The sequence below is a fragment of the Nocardia sp. CA-136227 genome, from assembly GCF_050955695.1.
In the GTDB taxonomy this organism is placed as follows: domain Bacteria; phylum Actinomycetota; class Actinomycetes; order Mycobacteriales; family Mycobacteriaceae; genus Nocardia.
The window spans coordinates 2745688-2761353 of record NZ_CP192081.1; the positions used below are offsets into that span (position 1 = coordinate 2745688).

18 protein-coding genes are annotated in these 15666 nt (G+C 69.6%); 8 read left to right on the forward strand and 10 right to left on the reverse strand.

Annotation, left to right across the window (positions count from 1 at the left end; genetic code table 11):
• The first annotated feature begins 122 nt into the window (after positions 1-122).
• A complete protein-coding gene (locus tag ACQP06_RS12635) occupies positions 123-752 on the forward strand; it encodes a Pr6Pr family membrane protein (RefSeq protein WP_433672396.1) in 630 nt (209 codons plus the stop codon).
• 10 nt (positions 753-762) lie between these two features.
• Here the strand turns inward: ACQP06_RS12635 and ACQP06_RS12640 are convergent, their stop codons facing one another.
• The gene (locus ACQP06_RS12640; RefSeq protein WP_433672397.1) at positions 763-1218 is read right to left on the reverse strand and encodes a GNAT family N-acetyltransferase; all 456 of its coding nucleotides are present in this window, start codon (positions 1216-1218) and stop codon (positions 763-765) included.
• A gap of 323 nt (positions 1219-1541) precedes the next feature.
• Complete coding sequence (locus ACQP06_RS12645) at positions 1542-1736, reverse strand: hypothetical protein (protein WP_433672398.1); 195 nt, start codon at positions 1734-1736, stop codon at positions 1542-1544.
• 148 nt (positions 1737-1884) lie between these two features.
• On the opposite strand from ACQP06_RS12645, the gene ACQP06_RS12650 reads away from it, so the two are divergent.
• On the forward strand, positions 1885-2541 hold the full coding sequence (locus ACQP06_RS12650) for a DUF5134 domain-containing protein (RefSeq protein WP_433672399.1): 657 nt from the start codon (positions 1885-1887) through the stop codon (positions 2539-2541).
• 128 nt (positions 2542-2669) lie between these two features.
• Positions 2670-3896 (forward strand): aspartate aminotransferase family protein, encoded by a 1227-nt coding sequence (locus ACQP06_RS12655; RefSeq protein ID WP_433672400.1) that lies wholly within the window; start codon positions 2670-2672, stop codon positions 3894-3896.
• 11 nt (positions 3897-3907) lie between these two features.
• Here the strand turns inward: ACQP06_RS12655 and ACQP06_RS12660 are convergent, their stop codons facing one another.
• The 5 genes from ACQP06_RS12660 to ACQP06_RS12680 all read right to left on the reverse strand — a co-directional run bounded on the left by ACQP06_RS12660 (position 3908) and on the right by ACQP06_RS12680 (position 8380).
• Positions 3908-5464: an MFS transporter gene (locus ACQP06_RS12660; RefSeq protein WP_433672401.1), complete on the reverse strand. Its 1557-nt coding sequence runs from the start codon at positions 5462-5464 to the stop codon at positions 3908-3910.
• 139 nt (positions 5465-5603) lie between these two features.
• Positions 5604-6296, reverse strand: a complete 693-nt coding sequence (locus tag ACQP06_RS12665; protein ID WP_433672402.1) for a PhzF family phenazine biosynthesis protein — start codon at positions 6294-6296, stop codon at positions 5604-5606.
• Positions 6297-6317: 21 nt separating this feature from the next.
• Positions 6318-7067, reverse strand: a complete 750-nt coding sequence (locus tag ACQP06_RS12670; RefSeq protein ID WP_433672403.1) for an HNH endonuclease family protein — start codon at positions 7065-7067, stop codon at positions 6318-6320.
• A 159-nt stretch (positions 7068-7226) separates the two neighbouring features.
• Complete coding sequence (locus tag ACQP06_RS12675; protein WP_433672404.1) at positions 7227-7766, reverse strand: carboxymuconolactone decarboxylase family protein; 540 nt, start codon at positions 7764-7766, stop codon at positions 7227-7229.
• 26 nt (positions 7767-7792) lie between these two features.
• Positions 7793-8380, reverse strand: coding sequence for a peroxiredoxin (locus tag ACQP06_RS12680; RefSeq protein WP_213556646.1), 588 nt, complete (start codon positions 8378-8380; stop codon positions 7793-7795).
• A 107-nt stretch (positions 8381-8487) separates the two neighbouring features.
• Here ACQP06_RS12680 and ACQP06_RS12685 point away from each other — a divergent pair, with 107 nt between their 5' ends.
• The 4 genes from ACQP06_RS12685 to ACQP06_RS12700 all read left to right on the forward strand — a co-directional run bounded on the left by ACQP06_RS12685 (position 8488) and on the right by ACQP06_RS12700 (position 12340).
• Complete coding sequence (locus ACQP06_RS12685; protein ID WP_433672405.1) at positions 8488-9396, forward strand: LysR substrate-binding domain-containing protein; 909 nt, start codon at positions 8488-8490, stop codon at positions 9394-9396.
• Positions 9397-9478: 82 nt separating this feature from the next.
• Positions 9479-10255, forward strand: coding sequence for an MBL fold metallo-hydrolase (locus ACQP06_RS12690; RefSeq protein ID WP_433672406.1), 777 nt, complete (start codon positions 9479-9481; stop codon positions 10253-10255).
• The gene (locus ACQP06_RS12695) at positions 10252-10710 is read left to right on the forward strand and encodes a gamma-glutamylcyclotransferase family protein (protein WP_433672407.1); all 459 of its coding nucleotides are present in this window, start codon (positions 10252-10254) and stop codon (positions 10708-10710) included. Before ACQP06_RS12690 ends, ACQP06_RS12695 begins: the two co-directional genes overlap by 4 nt.
• Before the next feature lie 34 nt (positions 10711-10744).
• The gene (locus ACQP06_RS12700; protein ID WP_433672408.1) at positions 10745-12340 is read left to right on the forward strand and encodes an acyl-CoA synthetase; all 1596 of its coding nucleotides are present in this window, start codon (positions 10745-10747) and stop codon (positions 12338-12340) included.
• Here ACQP06_RS12700 and ACQP06_RS12705 read toward each other — a convergent pair whose 3' ends face one another.
• The 3 genes from ACQP06_RS12705 to ACQP06_RS12715 form a co-directional block, all read right to left on the reverse strand.
• The gene (locus ACQP06_RS12705; protein ID WP_404204769.1) at positions 12341-12778 is read right to left on the reverse strand and encodes an RpiB/LacA/LacB family sugar-phosphate isomerase; all 438 of its coding nucleotides are present in this window, start codon (positions 12776-12778) and stop codon (positions 12341-12343) included.
• A 39-nt stretch (positions 12779-12817) separates the two neighbouring features.
• Positions 12818-13801, reverse strand: a complete 984-nt coding sequence (locus tag ACQP06_RS12710) for an aldo/keto reductase (protein WP_433672409.1) — start codon at positions 13799-13801, stop codon at positions 12818-12820.
• An 89-nt stretch (positions 13802-13890) separates the two neighbouring features.
• Entirely contained in the window at positions 13891-14475 is a 585-nt protein-coding gene (locus ACQP06_RS12715) for a TetR/AcrR family transcriptional regulator (protein ID WP_357282998.1), read from the reverse strand.
• A 97-nt stretch (positions 14476-14572) separates the two neighbouring features.
• Between ACQP06_RS12715 and ACQP06_RS12720 the strand changes: the two genes are divergently transcribed.
• Positions 14573-15610 (forward strand): beta-ketoacyl-ACP synthase III, encoded by a 1038-nt coding sequence (locus tag ACQP06_RS12720; protein ID WP_433672410.1) that lies wholly within the window; start codon positions 14573-14575, stop codon positions 15608-15610.
• Positions 15611-15666: the final 56 nt, after the last annotated feature.

Here is a 15666-nt window from a genome sequence, read left to right on the forward strand (position 1 = left end):
GCGAAGAGTTGGTCCGGACCGGTCGCCGCGGTCTCGGATCGCCCGGCCGGGGGCTTGCCGGAAGTGTGCCGCATCGGCGTATCGTCCGCATTCGCGCGGTTCCCCGTGCGACGATCTGGGCCATGGTCGTCAGAGGTGGTACGCCCTTGTGGATCCGGGCGCTGCGCATCGTCTTCGCAATCGTGGGCATCGTCGCGCTGGTCTGGATCCCGCTGCGGAACCTGGATAATCCGAACTACTCGTACCTGAACTTCTTCAGCTACTTCACCATCCAGTCCAACATCATCGGCGTCATCGTGCTGCTGGTCGGCGGCCTGCGCGACCCCGAGGGCCGCGGCTGGGAACTGGTGCGCGGCGCGGCCACCCTCTATCTGACGATCACCCTCATCATCTACGCCGTGCTGCTGTCGGACATCGATGTCCAGCTGACCGAGAAATGGATCAACGACATCCTGCACCGGCTGATCCCCATCGTGCTGATCGCGGACTGGTTGCTGGTGCTCGCCCCCGGTATCAAGCCGACCGTCAAACTCATCCTGGGCTGGCTCGCCTTCCCCTTGGCCTACGGCGCGTACGTCCTGATCCGCGGCCCCTTCGCCGACTGGTACCCCTACCCGTTCATCGACCCGCGCGAGCAGGGCTACGGCTCCCTGACCATCGGCCTGGTGGTGATGGCGGTGGTCTTCGCCATCCTCGGCGTCATCGTGGCCGCGGTGACCGGCGTGGTACCCCGGGCGGTCGCCCGCCGCTGACCCCGTGGACTCAGAGCGCGCGGGTCATGAACACGCTGTGCGGATCCTCGGCGTAGTCCGCGAACGGCCCGCAGTGCTCGAACCCGTAGCGCTCGTACAGCCGCACCGCGGGCCGATAGAACTCCGACGATCCGGTCTCCAGGCTCAACCGCGCGTACCCGCGCGCCCCGGCCTCGGCGAGGATGTGCCGCAACAACTGTGACGCGACCCCGCGCCCGCGATACCCGGGCGTGGTGCGCATGGACTTGATCTCCCCGTGCGTGGGGTCCAGCTCCTTGATCGCCCCGCACCCGGCCAGCTCGGTCCCGTCCCACGCGGTCCAGAAGGTGATCTCGGGCTTGCGCAGCGCCGCCACGTCGAGCGCGTGCATGCTCTCCTCCGGCGAGTTCGCCAGCATCTCGGCCACATGCGCCTCGAGCAAGCCGATCACCTCGGGCCCGGTCAGATCATCGACCACAATCCGCATGTCGTCAGGCTAGCGAGCCGCCGGCGGGGCCCGCGCGTCGACTGACCTGGCGCGCCAACCCGCCGACCTGGCGTGCCGTCGGCCCCGATATGTCCTGTACGCCTCCTTCGGCTCAGCGACACTCGGTGTGACCGGATGGGTTTCGTGATCACCTCGGGTTACCCGGCCGGTGTTCGGAGCGTCGTGGGGCGAACCGTGAAGTGCACATTTCCGAGAGTGCCGGCGCGGGGCGTCGGATACGTGCACGGCGGCCCGAAGCTTGAAGACGGCCCGGCAGCCGCAAGGCTCCGGGCCGTTGCCATGTCCGCGACCGCGTGGTTCGGTCAGCGCTCGGCGACTCCGGCCTCGAGGGCGCTCAGACGCGCGTCGAAGCTGCGCATCTCCTGCAGGATGCCCTTCATGGCTTCGGTCATCTGCTCGACGGAATAGCGCAGCAGGTTCAGGCTCGCGCGGAGATCGGCGATCGGGTCGACGGGATCGTCGGTTCGGCGCGGGCGGTCGGCTCGGCTGTGACGCATGGAGTGACTCCTCTGTTCATTCTCTCGATACGAACGTTTCAGGGGAGCCGGGCGAGTGAATCGGCCGGGCAATCGGTCACGAGTGGCGGTGCGGGGGCGGGGGATTCGGCAGCGCAAGTTCCGGGCGGTGCGCGCCGAGGATGTCAGCATGGAAGGGGGAGCCGGTCGCCGCGGTGAGAGGTGGTGGGGCGTGGGGTTGTTCGTGGAGCAGTACGGGCTGGTGCGGTGGAGCGCGGTGATCGCCTTCTGCGTGGCCGCCGCCCTGGTGGTCGCCAGGCTGGCGCGGGTGCGGCCGGCCGGGTGCGACGGGCCGCGCGCGGATCGCGAATCCGATGCCGCGCATCTGGTGATGTGCCTGGTCATGGTGGGAATGCTGGTGTTCCCGACCGCTGTCGACGTGCACGCGGTGCGCGGGGTGCTGACGGCCATGGTGGTCGTGTACACGCTGGTGCTGGGTGAGCGGATCCTGCGGTGGCGCAACGGGATCGGAGACGCCGGGGCGGGGACCGCCGGGGCGTTCGCGTATCACGTGCTGGCGGCCGCGGCCATGCTGTACGCGATGAGCGGGCACGGGGCGCACGAGCACGGCGGGCCCGGGCACGGGGGACCCGCGCCCGCTCCGCTGCTGGCGCTCGCCGCGCTGTTCGCGCTCGACGCCGTCGTCATGCTGACGCCGGGCCTGCGCCGCCGTTTGCCGGGAGTGTTCCCGCACCCCGGCGGCACGGCCGGAGCCCCGGCCGTGGTGCCGCACCTGGTGATGGACCTCGGCACCGTCTACATGCTCGTGGCGGCCGCCGCCGGCTGAGCCCGCTGCCCGTTCCGGCGCAGCCGGGGGCCGTTCGACCTGTTCACCGTCCTCCGGGGTTAGATAGTGAGCAAAGGTCGGTTCGCCCGGTTGGGGGTGGCCGGTATCGGGTGATGGAGGTGCTCTGGATGGGTTCGCTGTGGCATGGCTTCGCCGATATGGGTGCGGTCGAGCGGGACGGGGCGTTCGTGGTGGCGCGGGGCGAGGGCGCCCGCATCTGGGACGAGGGTGGCACGGAGTATCTCGACGCCACCGGCGGACTCTGGTTCGCCAATGTCGGCCACGGCCGCCGCGAGATCGCCGACGCGGTGGCCGCCCAGCTGACCCAGGTCGCGCACTACTCCAACTTCGGTGACCTGGTCTCGCCGGTGACCCGCGATCTGGCCGAGCGGCTCTCCGCGCTCGCCCCGGTGCCGGGCAGCAAGATCTTCTTCACCTCGGGCGGCTCCGACGGCATCGACACCGCCGCCAAGCTGGCCCGCCGCTACTGGCAGGAGATGGGCCGCCCCGAGAAGACCATCCTGGTGGGACGGCAGAAGGCGTACCACGGCATGCACGTCGGCGGCACCTCGCTGGCCGGGATCCCGGTCAACGGCGAGGGCTACACCGGCGTCTTCATGCCCGACACCCGCACCATCGAATGGGATCAGGCCAAGGCGCTGACCGCGCTCATCGAGGAGCTCGGCGCCGAGCGCATCGCGGCCTTCTTCGCCGAACCCATCATCGGCGCGGGCGGCGTCTACCTGCCGCCGGAGGGCTACCTGGCCGAGGTCCGCCAGATCTGCCGCGACAACGACATCCTGTTCGTCGCCGACGAGGTCGTCACCGGCTTCGGCCGCATCGGCGGATCCTGGTTCGCCTCCTCGCGTTTCGGCCTGGAACCGGATCTGATGACCACCGCCAAGGGCCTCACCTCCGGCTATGTCCCCATGGGCGCGGTCTTCATCGCGCCCCGCATCGCCGAGCCGTTCTTCTCCGGCGGCGTGTGGTGGCGGCACGGCTACACCTACGGCGGTCACGCCGGCGCGGCCGCCGCGGCCATGGCCAACCTCGACATCTTCGAGCGCGAGAACCTGCTGGAAGCCAGCAAGAACCTGGAAGCGCTGCTGCACGAGCACTTCTCGCCGCTGGCCGACCACCCGCGCGTCGCCGAGGTGCGCAGCGGCCTGGGCGCGGTCGCCGCGGTCCAGCTCGCCGATCCGGCCGAGGCGCTCGGCATGGTGAAAACCCTCCGCGCGCACGGCGTCTCGACCCGCGCGGCCGGTCAGGGCGCGCTGCAGATCTCGCCGTCGTTCGTCATCACCGAGGCCGAGGTCGCGCAGATGGCCACGCGGTTCGCCAGCGCGCTCGGCTGAGCGGCGACCGATCAGTGATCGTGCCCGCCGGACAGTTCTCCGGCGGGCACGTGGCGTAGCCGGGCCACGGCCAGCGCCGCCACCAGCAGCGCGCCGACCGCCGCCACCCCCGCGGTGATGTGCACCCCGTGGATGAAGGCCGTGCGGGCCGCCGCCAGCACCGACGCGCCGACCCTGTCGGGCAGCGTCGCCGCCACCTGGACCGCCTCGCCGAGGGTCTCGCGCACCGCGTCCGCGCCGGGCAGCCCGTGCGGCAGCGAGTCGTCGAGATCGGCTCGGTAGATGGCCAGGCTGATACTGCCGAGGATCGAGATGCCCAGCGCGCCACCGAGTTCCGCGCCGGTCTCGGACACGCCCGAGGCGGCTCCGGCCTGCTCGGGCGGCGCGGAGCCGACGATCAGTTCGGTGGTGATGCCGAAGACCGGCGCCAGCCCCAGCGCGATGAGCAGCGAGGCGACCACCGCCGCGACCGGCCCGCCGTCCACCGTGAGCCGGGTGAGCATGGCCAGACCGATGGCGGCCAGCACCATTCCGGCCCCGATCAGATACGCGGGCCGCACCACGCGCACGATGCGCGGGGCCGCCTGCGAGCCGATGATGAACCCGACACTGGACGGCGCCATGGCGATGCCCGCCGCCATCGGCGTCATGTCCAGCACCAGCTGGAAGTACTGGGCCACGAACAGGAAGTAGCCGAACGCCACGAAGATGGCGATCACATTGATGCCCAGCGCCGTCCGGAACGCGCCGAGCCGGAACAGTCGCAGATCCAGCATGGGATCGGGCCGGGTGAGCTGCCGCCGCACGAACAGCGCGCCCGCCACCAGCCCGACCGCGACGGCCACCAGCGGCACCGGCCCGAGGCCGTCCTGCGCGATCGTCTTCATGGCCAGCACCAGCGACACCATGGTGACCACACTCAGTGCGGCACTGGTCAAGTCGAGCCGCCCGGCCTCGGGATCGCGGAACTCGGGCAGCACCCGGGGCCCGAGCACCAGCAGCAGCGCCATCACCGGGACGGCCAGCAGGAACACCGAGCCCCACCAGAACCGTTCCAGCAGTACGCCACCCAGCAACGGCCCGACCACGCCGCCCGCGGAGAACGCGCTCACCCAGGTGCCCACGGCCAGTGACCGCTGCCGGGGATCGCGGAACATGTTGAAGATCAACGACAGTGTCGAGGGCGCGATGGTCGCACCGGCGACACCGAGCAGCGCCCGGCACACGATCAGGAACTCGGCGGTGGGGGAGAAGGCCGCCACCACCGACACCACGCCGAACAACGCGCCGCCGACCAGGAGCAGACGTCGCCGCCCGATCCGGTCGCCGAGCGTGCCCATGGTGATGAGCAGACCGGCCAGCATGAAGCCGTAGACGTCGATGATCCAGAGCAGTTGGGTGCTGCTCGGGTGCAGTGTCGAACTGATCTGCGGCACCGCCAGATGCAGCACGGTGAGATCCATGGCGTAGACCAAGCAGGCCAGCGTGAGCACCCCGAGGCCGATCCACTCCCGGCGCCCCGCCAGCTCCGGCCGCTCGTGGGCGGCTGTGACGAGGGCGGTATCCACGACGAATCGTCCTTCCGGTGGGGGTGTGGCCGCGGGGGCGACGGCGCGCCCTCCACCATCTCACCGCCCACCGACAGCCGCGCAACCGAATTTCCCCTACCGAACCCGCGAGTGCTCGGCCCACGGAAAGCAGGTGAATCTAGATCACGATGGGGTGGTCGGCGGCTACACGCCCGCCGATGCGGGCCCAGCCGTCGGAGTCCCATTCGGTGAAGAGTTGCGAGCCCTGTCCCTGGGTGATGTGCAGGCCGCGGGTGAGCAGCGCGGTCAGCTCGATGGCCGCCGAGCCGGTGGCCTCGTCCTCGGGAATTCCCAAGCCGGGGGAGAACATTCGGGCGCGGACCGCGGCACGCGGTTCGTCGGTCCAGGCCCAGCAGTAGTGCTGGCCGCTGGGGAAGTCGGCCGGGTCGAGGGTGGCGATCAGTGCCGGATCCTCGAACTGGTGGAATTCGAACGACGGCGACCAGGCGGCGCGGGCGCGGGCCCAGGCCAGCCCGTCGGTGAGCGTGACCTCGACGGGCCCGGCCGGGACGTCGATGACCTTCACCGGCGTCCGCTGCTCGTTGAGCCACCACGCCGCGCCGATGCTGGGCCGCCCGGCGAAGGACAGTTCGACGGCGGGGGTGTAGATGCGCATCGCCGCCCGCCCGTCGACCGGGTCGTCGATCACCGCGGTCAGCGCCTGGCCCACGCGGGCGGCGAGCGCCTGATGGTCGATGTGCTCCACGGCGGAGCGGCGGACGATCCCGAGCGGGCTGCCGAATCGACCGGCCGCGTCGGTGAACACACGCAGGACCTCGATCTGGGCGCTATCACTTTCCGGAACGGTCATGTCACGCGAGCTTACCGACAGTTATCGATTCGCGGGAGGTGCACAGGTATCGAGCATGTCGACCAGGGCGCTCTTCTCGGTGGGTTGCACGCTCAACCCCCAGCGCTCCTTGACGCTCACCCAGCGGCGCGCGTACTCGCACCGGTACGCCTCCCGCGGCTGCCACTGATCGGGCGACTTGGAGCCCTTCTCCTGATTGGCCTGCTTCTCGACCGCGAGCAGATTGCCGACGTCGTTGGCGAACGTCTGGCGCTGCTCGGGCTTCCACTGTGAGGCCCCCGAGCGCCAGGCGTCGCCGAGCGCGACCACGTGGTCGATCTCGATCTCGGAGGATGCGAAGCGGTCGTAGGGAATTCGCTCCCCGGTGTAGGGATCGTCGAGCGTCCCCGACAGCACCAGGCACGAATTACTGTCGCCCACACGGGTTTCGGTGAGGTCGCGCTTCATCACCTGTTCGCGCGCGGTGCACCCGCCGGTGAGTGCCGGCTCGCCGCCGCGCCCCGACCAGCCGGGGCCGAAGGCGTTGCGTTCGTAGGTCTCCCAGTTGCGGTTCCACGCGACGGGCAGACGGTCCAGTCCGGCCCGGGCCCGGGCGGCGTCGAGGATCGGGGTGCCCGCCTGCTCGGGCGGCGGGGGCGGTTCGGCGGCGGGGGTCTCGTGGCGATTCAGATACAGTGCCAGGCCACCCGCGGAGAGCGCGATCAGGAGCACGGAGGAGGCGAAGAGTCTGCGCCGGCGACGCCGGGCAGGGGTCCGGGAGCGCGGAGGCATGCCGGGCAGTCTAGGTGGGCAATCCGGATGTTCCGGGCATTGTTGCTGGATTGCAGCAATCTAGTGGCAAATACGCAGGCGGATGTGACGAGGGGCCGGACACCCGTGGTGTCCGGCCCCTCGCCGAGAATCCGCGTCCCGGGCAGCGCCCGTGATCGACTAGACGGCGGCCGTGGCCAGCGCCTCGGTCGACGCCACGGCCTGGCCCACGCCCGCCACGATCGCGGCCGCGCGCAGCGCCTCGAAGATCACCTCGCGCGACACGCCCGCCTCACGCAGCGTGTGCTCATGCGCCTCCAGGCAGTGCTGACAGCCGTTGATCGAGGAGACCGCGAACGACCACAGCTCGAAATCGACCTTGTCCACGCCGGGAGTGCCGATGATCTGCATGCGCAGGCCCGCGCGCAGATCGTCGTAGCGGCCGTCCAGGAACGCCTTGCCGCGGTAGAACACATTGTTCATACCCATGATCGACGCGGCGCCCAGCGCGGCGTTGTACGCCTCGGCCGACAGCACATCGGCCGCCTCCTCGGCGATCTCCCGCAGCGTGGTCGCGGACTTGGTGGCCGCGGCCGAGGCCAGCAGGGTGCCCCACAGCTGCTGCTCGTTGAGCACGGTGCTGCGCGCCATGGACGACAGGTTGAGCTTGAGGTCCTTGCCGTACTCGGGCAGCGAGTTCTTCAGGTTATCGATGGTCACGACGAAATTCCTTACGAGCCTTGCTCTTACACCGACGCGGTCATGAGCTCGCCGGCCTGGATGGTCGGGTCGCCCTTCTTCCAGTTGCAGGCGCACAGCTCGTCGGACTGCAGGGCGTCCAGCACGCGCAGCACCTCGTCGACATTGCGGCCCACCGAACCGGCGGTGACCGACACGAACTGGATCTCGTTGTTCGGGTCGACGATGAAGGTGGCGCGGTCGGCGACGCCGTCGGCATTGAGCACGCCGGTGGCCGCGGCCAGTTCCCGCTTCAGGTCGCTGAGCATCGGGAACGGGAGGGTCTTGAGCTCCTCGTGCTGCGCGCGCCACTGGAAGTGGACGAACTCGTTGTCGACGGAGGCACCCAGCACCTGCGCGTCGCGATCGGCGAACTCCTCGTTCAGCTTGCCGAAGGCGGCGATCTCGGTCGGGCACACGAAGGTGAAGTCCTTGGGCCAGAAGAAGACGATGCGCCACTTGCCGGCGTAGTCGTCGCTCGAGATCTGGGTGAAGTAGTCGTCGGGCTGCTGAGCGTTCACCTTCGAGAGATCACCGCCGATGACAGCCTTCAGGTTGTACGCGGGGAACTGATCGCCGATGGTCAGCAGTGCCATGAATGCTCCTCGTTGTAGTCATGCCGATTGTGTCGAGACTTCTGTATACGATCCTGGCCGAACAGCGGTGAGAGGTAAAGGTGATCGGTCGCACTACACTCATAGGCGTGACTGATCAAACTTATCAGCCCACCCTGTCACAGCTGCGTGCGTTCGTGGCCGTCGCGGAGTACCGGCACTTCGGTACCGCGGCGACCCGGCTCGGCGTGAGCCAGCCCACGTTATCCCAGGCGTTGGCATCACTGGAAAACGGACTGGGGCTGTTGCTGATCGAACGCAGTACGCGTCGTGTGCTGGTCACCGCCGACGGCAAACGTTTGCTGCCGCAAGCCATCGCGACCCTCGAGGCCGCTGACCGATTTGTCGCGTCGGCCGCCGGGGAGGGGCTGCGCGGCACCCTGCGGCTGGGCATCATCCCGACCGTCGCCCCCTACGTGCTGCCCGCCCTGCTGCCCGAATTGCGCAGGCGGGTACCCGCTCTCGCGCCGCACGTCATCGAGGACCAGACCGCCCGGCTGCTCGACGGCCTGCGCTCGGGCGTGCTCGACGTGGCCATGCTGGCGCTGCCCGCCGACGCGCCCGGCCTGGTCGAGATACCGCTCTACACCGAGGAGTTCGTGCTGGTCGTGCCGCGCGGCCACGAGCTGGCCGGTCGCTCCGACCTGACCCCGGCCGATCTCGACGCGCTACCGCTGCTGCTCCTCGACGAGGGCCACTGCCTGCGCGATCAGACCATGGACCTGTGCCGCACCCACGACGCGCACCCCGGCGCGGTCGGCGACACCCGCGCCGCGTCGCTGGCCACGGTGGTGCAGTTCGTCGCGGGCGACCTCGGCGTCACCCTGATCCCGGCCATGGCGGTCCCGGCCGAGACCGCGCGCGGCACCCTGGACGTGGCGACCTTCGCCGCGCCCGCGCCGGGCCGCACGGTCGGGCTGGCATTCCGGTCCTCCACCGCGCGCGGCGACGACTACGAGCTGCTCGCCGAGATCATCCGCGAGGGCCGTCCACGCTGAGCCCGCGCGCCCGCCGGGTGCCGCGACAAATCCGGCAACCTGCGCGGTTGCGTCACTCTGGGGTGTCTGAAACGCTCGAGCCATGCGCGTCCATCACCTCAACTGCGGCACCATGGGATTCGGCGTCATCGATCACTGCCTGCTCCTCGAGACTCGCGACGCGCTCGTGCTCGTCGACACCGGGTTCGGGCTCGAGACCGTGCGGCAGCCCGGAAAGATGCTGGGTGCCAGCCGGTTCCTGATGGGCGCGAAACCGTCCGAGGGCGAGACCGCGATCCGCCAGATCCAGGCGCTGGGCTACGACCCGCGCGACGTCCGCCACATCATCCTCACCCACCTCGACCTGGACCATTCCGGCGGACTCTCGGACTTCCCCGAAGCCACCGTGCACATCCACGGACCCGAATTCCGGGCCGCCACCGCCACGCCGACCCTGTCCGAGAAGCTGCGCTACCGGGCCGCGCAATGGGCGCACGGACCCAAGTGGATGGTGAACGAGGTCGACGGCGGCGAGGACTGGTTCGGCTTCACCGCGGTGCGCGACCTGCCCGGGCTGCCGCCGGAGATCCTGGTGGTGCCGCTGCTCGGTCACACCCGCGGTCACGCCGGCGTGGCGATCGATCACGGCAACGGATGGCTCCTGCACGCCGGTGACTCGTTCGTCACCGAATCCAGCATCCACCCCGAGGAGCCGTTCACACCGTTCTGGTGGAAGGTCTACGAGACCGGGTCCATCGTGGGGGACGCGTACCGGCTGAACCAGCGGCGGTTGCGGGAACTGCGGAAGCTGCACGGGGACACGGTGACCGTCGTCAACTCCCACGACGCGGGGCTGTTCGCGCGGATCGCCGGGCGATGAGCGACCGGTGGGCGCGGAGGCTTCCGGCCGCGAGTGATCCACTGTTCGTCTACGGCACCCTGCGGTTCGAGGCCGTGCTGACCGCATTGATCGGCCGCGTTCCGCGGATGGAACCCGCGCGGCTGCTCGGACGGCGGGCCGCCGCGCTGCCCGGCCGGGCGTATCCGGGACTGGTCGCCGCGGCCGACGCCGTGACCGAGGGCTTCATGCTCACCGGGCTCACCGCCGAGGACTGGCGGGTGCTCGACGCCTTCGAGGACGACGAGTACGACCTGACCCCGGTGCCGGTGCACGCGGGGGAGCGGGTCGGGTACGCGTGGACCTATACCTGGACCGCCGAGGTCGCCGAGGCCGATTGGTCGGCCGCGGACTTCGAGTCCGGGCACCTACCGTATTACGAGTCGAAATGTGCTGCGTGGCGGCGGGATCTGGTCCTGCTCAGCGAGACTGTATGACGCGGGACACACTCGTGCGGTAGAAGTTGGTCGCATGGATGCACAGGGCACTGATCGGACCGTGACGGGCGCGCGCTCGCAGGCGCTCGGAGATCTGCTGCGGCGCAGCGCCGCCCGGGTCCCGGACAAGACCGCGCTGGTGTGGCGCGATCGGCGTGAGAGTTACGCCGATCTGGACACGGCCGTGAACCGGGTCGCGCACAGCCTGGCCGATCGCGGTGTGGGGCAGGGGGATCGGGTCGCGATCTACTCGCACAACTGCCGCGAGTTCGTGCTCCTCTACTTCGCGCTGGCCCGGCTGGGCGCGATCTCGGTGCCGATCAATTTCATGCTCACCGCCGACGAGGTGGCGTTCATCCTCGAACACAGCGGGGCGGTTGGTTTCATCGCCGAGGACGGCCTCGCCGAACAGGCCGAAGCCGCCGTGAAACAGCTGGGTGACAGCCGGATCCGGCTGCTCGGCCGGATCGCCCTGGGTGATCTGCCCGCGACGACCGGATGGGAGGACGTGAGCGCCTGGGAATCCCACTCCGACACCTCCGCCCCCGAGGTGTTCGTCGCCGACGACGACCCCATCCAGATCATGTACACCTCCGGCACCGAGTCGCGCCCCAAGGGCGCGGTGCTGTCGAGCCGCGCGCTGATCGCGCAGTACACCAGCGTCGTCGTCGACGGCCGTATGAGCGCCGACGACATCGAGGTGCACGCGCTGCCGCTGTACCACTGCGCCCAGCTGCACTGCTTCCTCACCCCCGACCTGTGGCTGGGCGCGACCAGCATCCTGCTGCCCGGCCCCGACCCTTCGACGGTGCTGCGCACCATCGAAACCGAGCGGGCCACCAAACTGTTCTGCCCGCCCACGGTGTGGGTCTCGCTGCTGCGCCACCCCGACTTCGACAGCTACGACCTGTCGTCCCTGTGCAAGGGCTACTACGGCGCGAGCATCATGCCCGTCGAGGTGCTGCACGAACTGGCCGAACGACTACCCGGCGTCGGCCTCACCAACTTCTACGGCCAGACCGAACTCTCGCCGCTGGCAACGGTTCTCGCACCCGAGGACCAGCTCACCAAGCCCGGGTCGGCGGGCCGCCCGGCGCTCAATGTCGAGACCCGGGTGGTCGACGACGACGACAATCCGGTCGGCGTCGGTGTCGTCGGCGAGATCGTGCACCGGTCGCCGCAGGCCATGCTCGGCTACTGGAACGATCCCGCCAAGACCGCGGAAGCCTTCCGCAACGGCTGGTTCCACAGCGGCGACCTGGGCGTACTGGACGCCGACGGCTACCTCAGTGTGGTCGACCGCAAGAAGGACATGATCAAGACCGGCGGCGAGAACGTGGCCAGCCGTGAGGTCGAGGAAGTCCTCTACGAGCACCCGGACGTCTCCGAGGCCGCCGTGGTCGGCATTCCGCATCCACGCTGGATCGAGGCGGTCGCCGCGATCGTGGTGGCGCGCACCGGAACCGCGCCAGACGCCGACGCCGTCATCGCCCACTGCAAACAGCGCCTCGCCGGATACAAGGTCCCCAAGTACGTGACCTTCGTCGAGGCGCTGCCCAAGAACCCCAGCGGCAAGATCCTCAAACGCGAATTGCGTACGCGGCACGCGGATCTGGCCGCGCAGGACTGATCAGCTGATCAGATCCACATGGGCGATGTTCGCCCGATCGCCGGGGTCCTCACTCGGAGCCCCGGCGAACCAGGCGTCGAGAATCTCGCTCAGCTGCGCGCGCGAGGTGAGGCGCAGACTCAGCGCCAGCACGTTGGCGTCGTTCCACTTCCGTGCTCCCTCAGCGGTATACGCGTCCACGCACAGCGCCGCCCGCACCCCGGCGACCTTGTTGGCGGCGATGGACGCGCCGGTGCCGGTCCAGCAGCACACGATGGCCTGCTCGGTCCGGCCGTCGGCGACGTCGCGCGCCGCCGCCTCGCACGCCCACGCCCAATCGTCGCGCTCGTCCGGATCGAGGGCCCCGTGCACGGTCACCTCGTGCCCGCGCGTCCGCAGCTCCTCGACCACGGCCGTGGCCACCCCGGTGTCCTCGTCTGCGGCAACCGAAATCCTCATGCGGTCAGTCTCCTCGACAAGGCCCGGGATCGGGGGGGACTAGCGGTTCGTGACGCGTGAGAGCGCTTCGGGATAGCGTGCCCCGGCCACCGATGCGGCCGGCGCGGCGGCCTCGATGCGGGCCAGATCCTCCGGCGACAGCACGATCTCAGTGGCGGCCACGTTCTGTTCGAGGTAGGTGCGGCGCTTGGTGCCGGGGATCGGAACCACGTCGTCGCCGCGGGACTGCACCCAGGCCAGGGCCAACTGCCCTGCGGTGACTCCCTTCTCGTCGGCCAGTTCGCGCAGGGCCGCGACGATGGCGAGATTGGCGTCGATATTGCCGTCGGCGAACCGGGGCAGGCGGCGGCGCATGTCGTCGGCGGGCAGGTCGGCGGTGGAGGTGATCGCGCCGGTGAGGAAGCCGCGACCCAGCGGCGAGAACGGCACGATGCCGATTCCGAGCTCGCGGCAGGCGGGCACGATCTCGGCCTCGATGTCGCGGGTCCACAGCGACCATTCGCTCTGCAGCGCGGTCACCGGGTGGACGGCGTGGGCGGCGCGGATGGTGTCGGCGGCGGCCTCGGAGATGCCGAGGTAGCGGACCTTGCCGGCCTGTACGAGTTCCGACAGCGCGCCCCAGGTCTCCTCGATGGGCACGTTCGGGTCCACGCGATGCTGGTAGTAGAGGTCGATGTGGTCGATGCCCAGCCGCGCGAGCGACTCGTCGCAGGACTGCTTCACATACGCGGCGTCGCCGCGCGCGCCGAGCGTGCCCTGCTCACCCCAGACGATGCCGAACTTGGTGGCCAGCACGACCCGGTCGCGACGGTCGGCGATGGCGCGGCCGAGCAGCCGCTCGTTGGTCTCCGGGCCGTAGACGTTCGAGGTGTCGAGCAGGGTGACGCCGAGGTCCAGGGCCCGGTGGATGGTGGCGATGGACTCGGCGTCGTTGTCCTGGACGCCGTAGGCGCCGCTCATGCCCATGCAGCCGAGGCCCTGGGCGCCGACGGTCAGCTCGCCGAGTTTCCTGGTCGCGATCATGCGATGAATCCTCCTCGGTTGGAATGGAATTCGCGGCGTTTCGCCGTCTGACCGAAACGCTACGACCTGGAGTGCGCTCCAAGTCAAGATCAGCGGCGGTTGGGTAGGTGGTGGTGCAGCAGGACGGTGAGCTGGGTGCCCGCGTCGGTGAAGGGGAGAGCGGATTTCAGGGCCCGGCTCTGCACGATCGCGCCCTCGATGACCGAGAGGGCGAAGCCGGACAGGGAACAGGCGGTGGCGCGTTCGATGCCCGCGTCGACCAGGCCGTCGGCCAGCCGCGCGGTCCATTCGGAGAAGGCCTGACCCGCGGCCGACTGCAGGGTCGGGTCCAGTTCGTCGAGGGCGGCGGCCATCATGAACGATCCCGCGCGGAACTCGCTGGTCTCGAGCTGGCCGCGCCAGAAGCCGAGCAACTCGTCGACCCAGGCGTCGAGGGAGGGCGCGACCGGCAGCGCGTCGGACATACGGCTCACGTGGGAGTAGACCATGCGCGACACGATGCGGGCCGCGGTGGCCACCAGTTCCCCCTTGCCGGAGGGGAAGTGCTGGTAGAGCGAGTTTCTGGAGGCGTTGCTGCGTTTGAGGAGTTCGTTGAGACCGGCCGCGTGCACGCCGTGTTCCTGGACGGTGGTGATGGTGCTCGCGATCAATCGGGCGCGTGGTCCCGCCGTCATTGCAATTTCCTCCAGCCCTTGTGTGAACCGATCGGTCCATGTTAAACCTAACCCATGTGGACCGATCGGTTCATATGGGAAAAGAGGAAATCCGCGCATGTCAGCCCAGATCGCCACCGCCACCCCGGTAGCCCACGCCGCCCTGCTCGGCCTGGGCGTGTACCGGCCACGCCGGGTGGTCCCCAACGCCGAGATCGTCGACCGCATCAACTCCTCCGACGAATGGATCCGGACCCGCTCCGGCATCGAGGCCCGTCACTGGGCCGATGACGACGAGACCATCGTCGGTATGAGCACCGCCGCCGCCCGCGACGCGCTCGCCGCCGCCGGGGTCACCGCCGAGCAGATCGACGCGGTCATCCTGGCCACCTCCTCGCAGATGGTGTTGGGACCGTCCGCCGGAGCCGTGGTCGCGACCGAACTCGGCATGCACGACACCGCCGCCTTCGACGTCTCGGCCGGATGCGCGGGCTTCTGCTACGCGCTCGCCAACGGGGCCAACCTGGTGCGCGCCGGTCAGGCCCGGCACGTGCTGGTGATCGGCGTGGAGCGGCTCTCGGACCTGCTCGACCAGGACGACCGCACCTGCGCGTTCATCTTCGCCGACGGCGCCGGCGCGGTCGTGGTGGGCGCCTCCGACGTCGAGGGCATCGGGCCGGTGGCCTGGGGCTCGGACGGCAGCCAGACCGCCGCGATCAAGCAGGACAAGGACTTCAAGACCTACTTCGCCGAGGTCGCCGCGGCGGAGGCCGCCGGCGGTACCACCGAGCGGCCCTACATCCGGATGAACGGCGCGGCCGTGTTCCGCTGGGCCGTCACGTTCTTGGAGAAGGCCTGCCGCGACGCGCTGGACCAGGCGGGCGTGAACGTGGAGGATCTGGACGCGTTCGTGCCGCACCAGGCCAACGGGCGGATCACCGACGCGCTGGTGCGGGCGCTGCACATGCCCGAGAACATCGCCGTCGCACGGGATATCGCGGAGGCGGGCAATACCAGCGCCGCGTCGATCCCGATGGCGATGGAGCAGCTGCTGCGCTCGGGCGCCTCGAAGCCGGGCGACACCGCGCTGCTGCTGGGCTTCGGCGCGGGCCTGGCCTACGCCGGTCAGGTGGTCACGCTCCCCGCGATCGCGTGACGATCGGCCCGGCGACAACGAAATCCGTTGTGTGAAACGACGAAAAACGAAGCGCC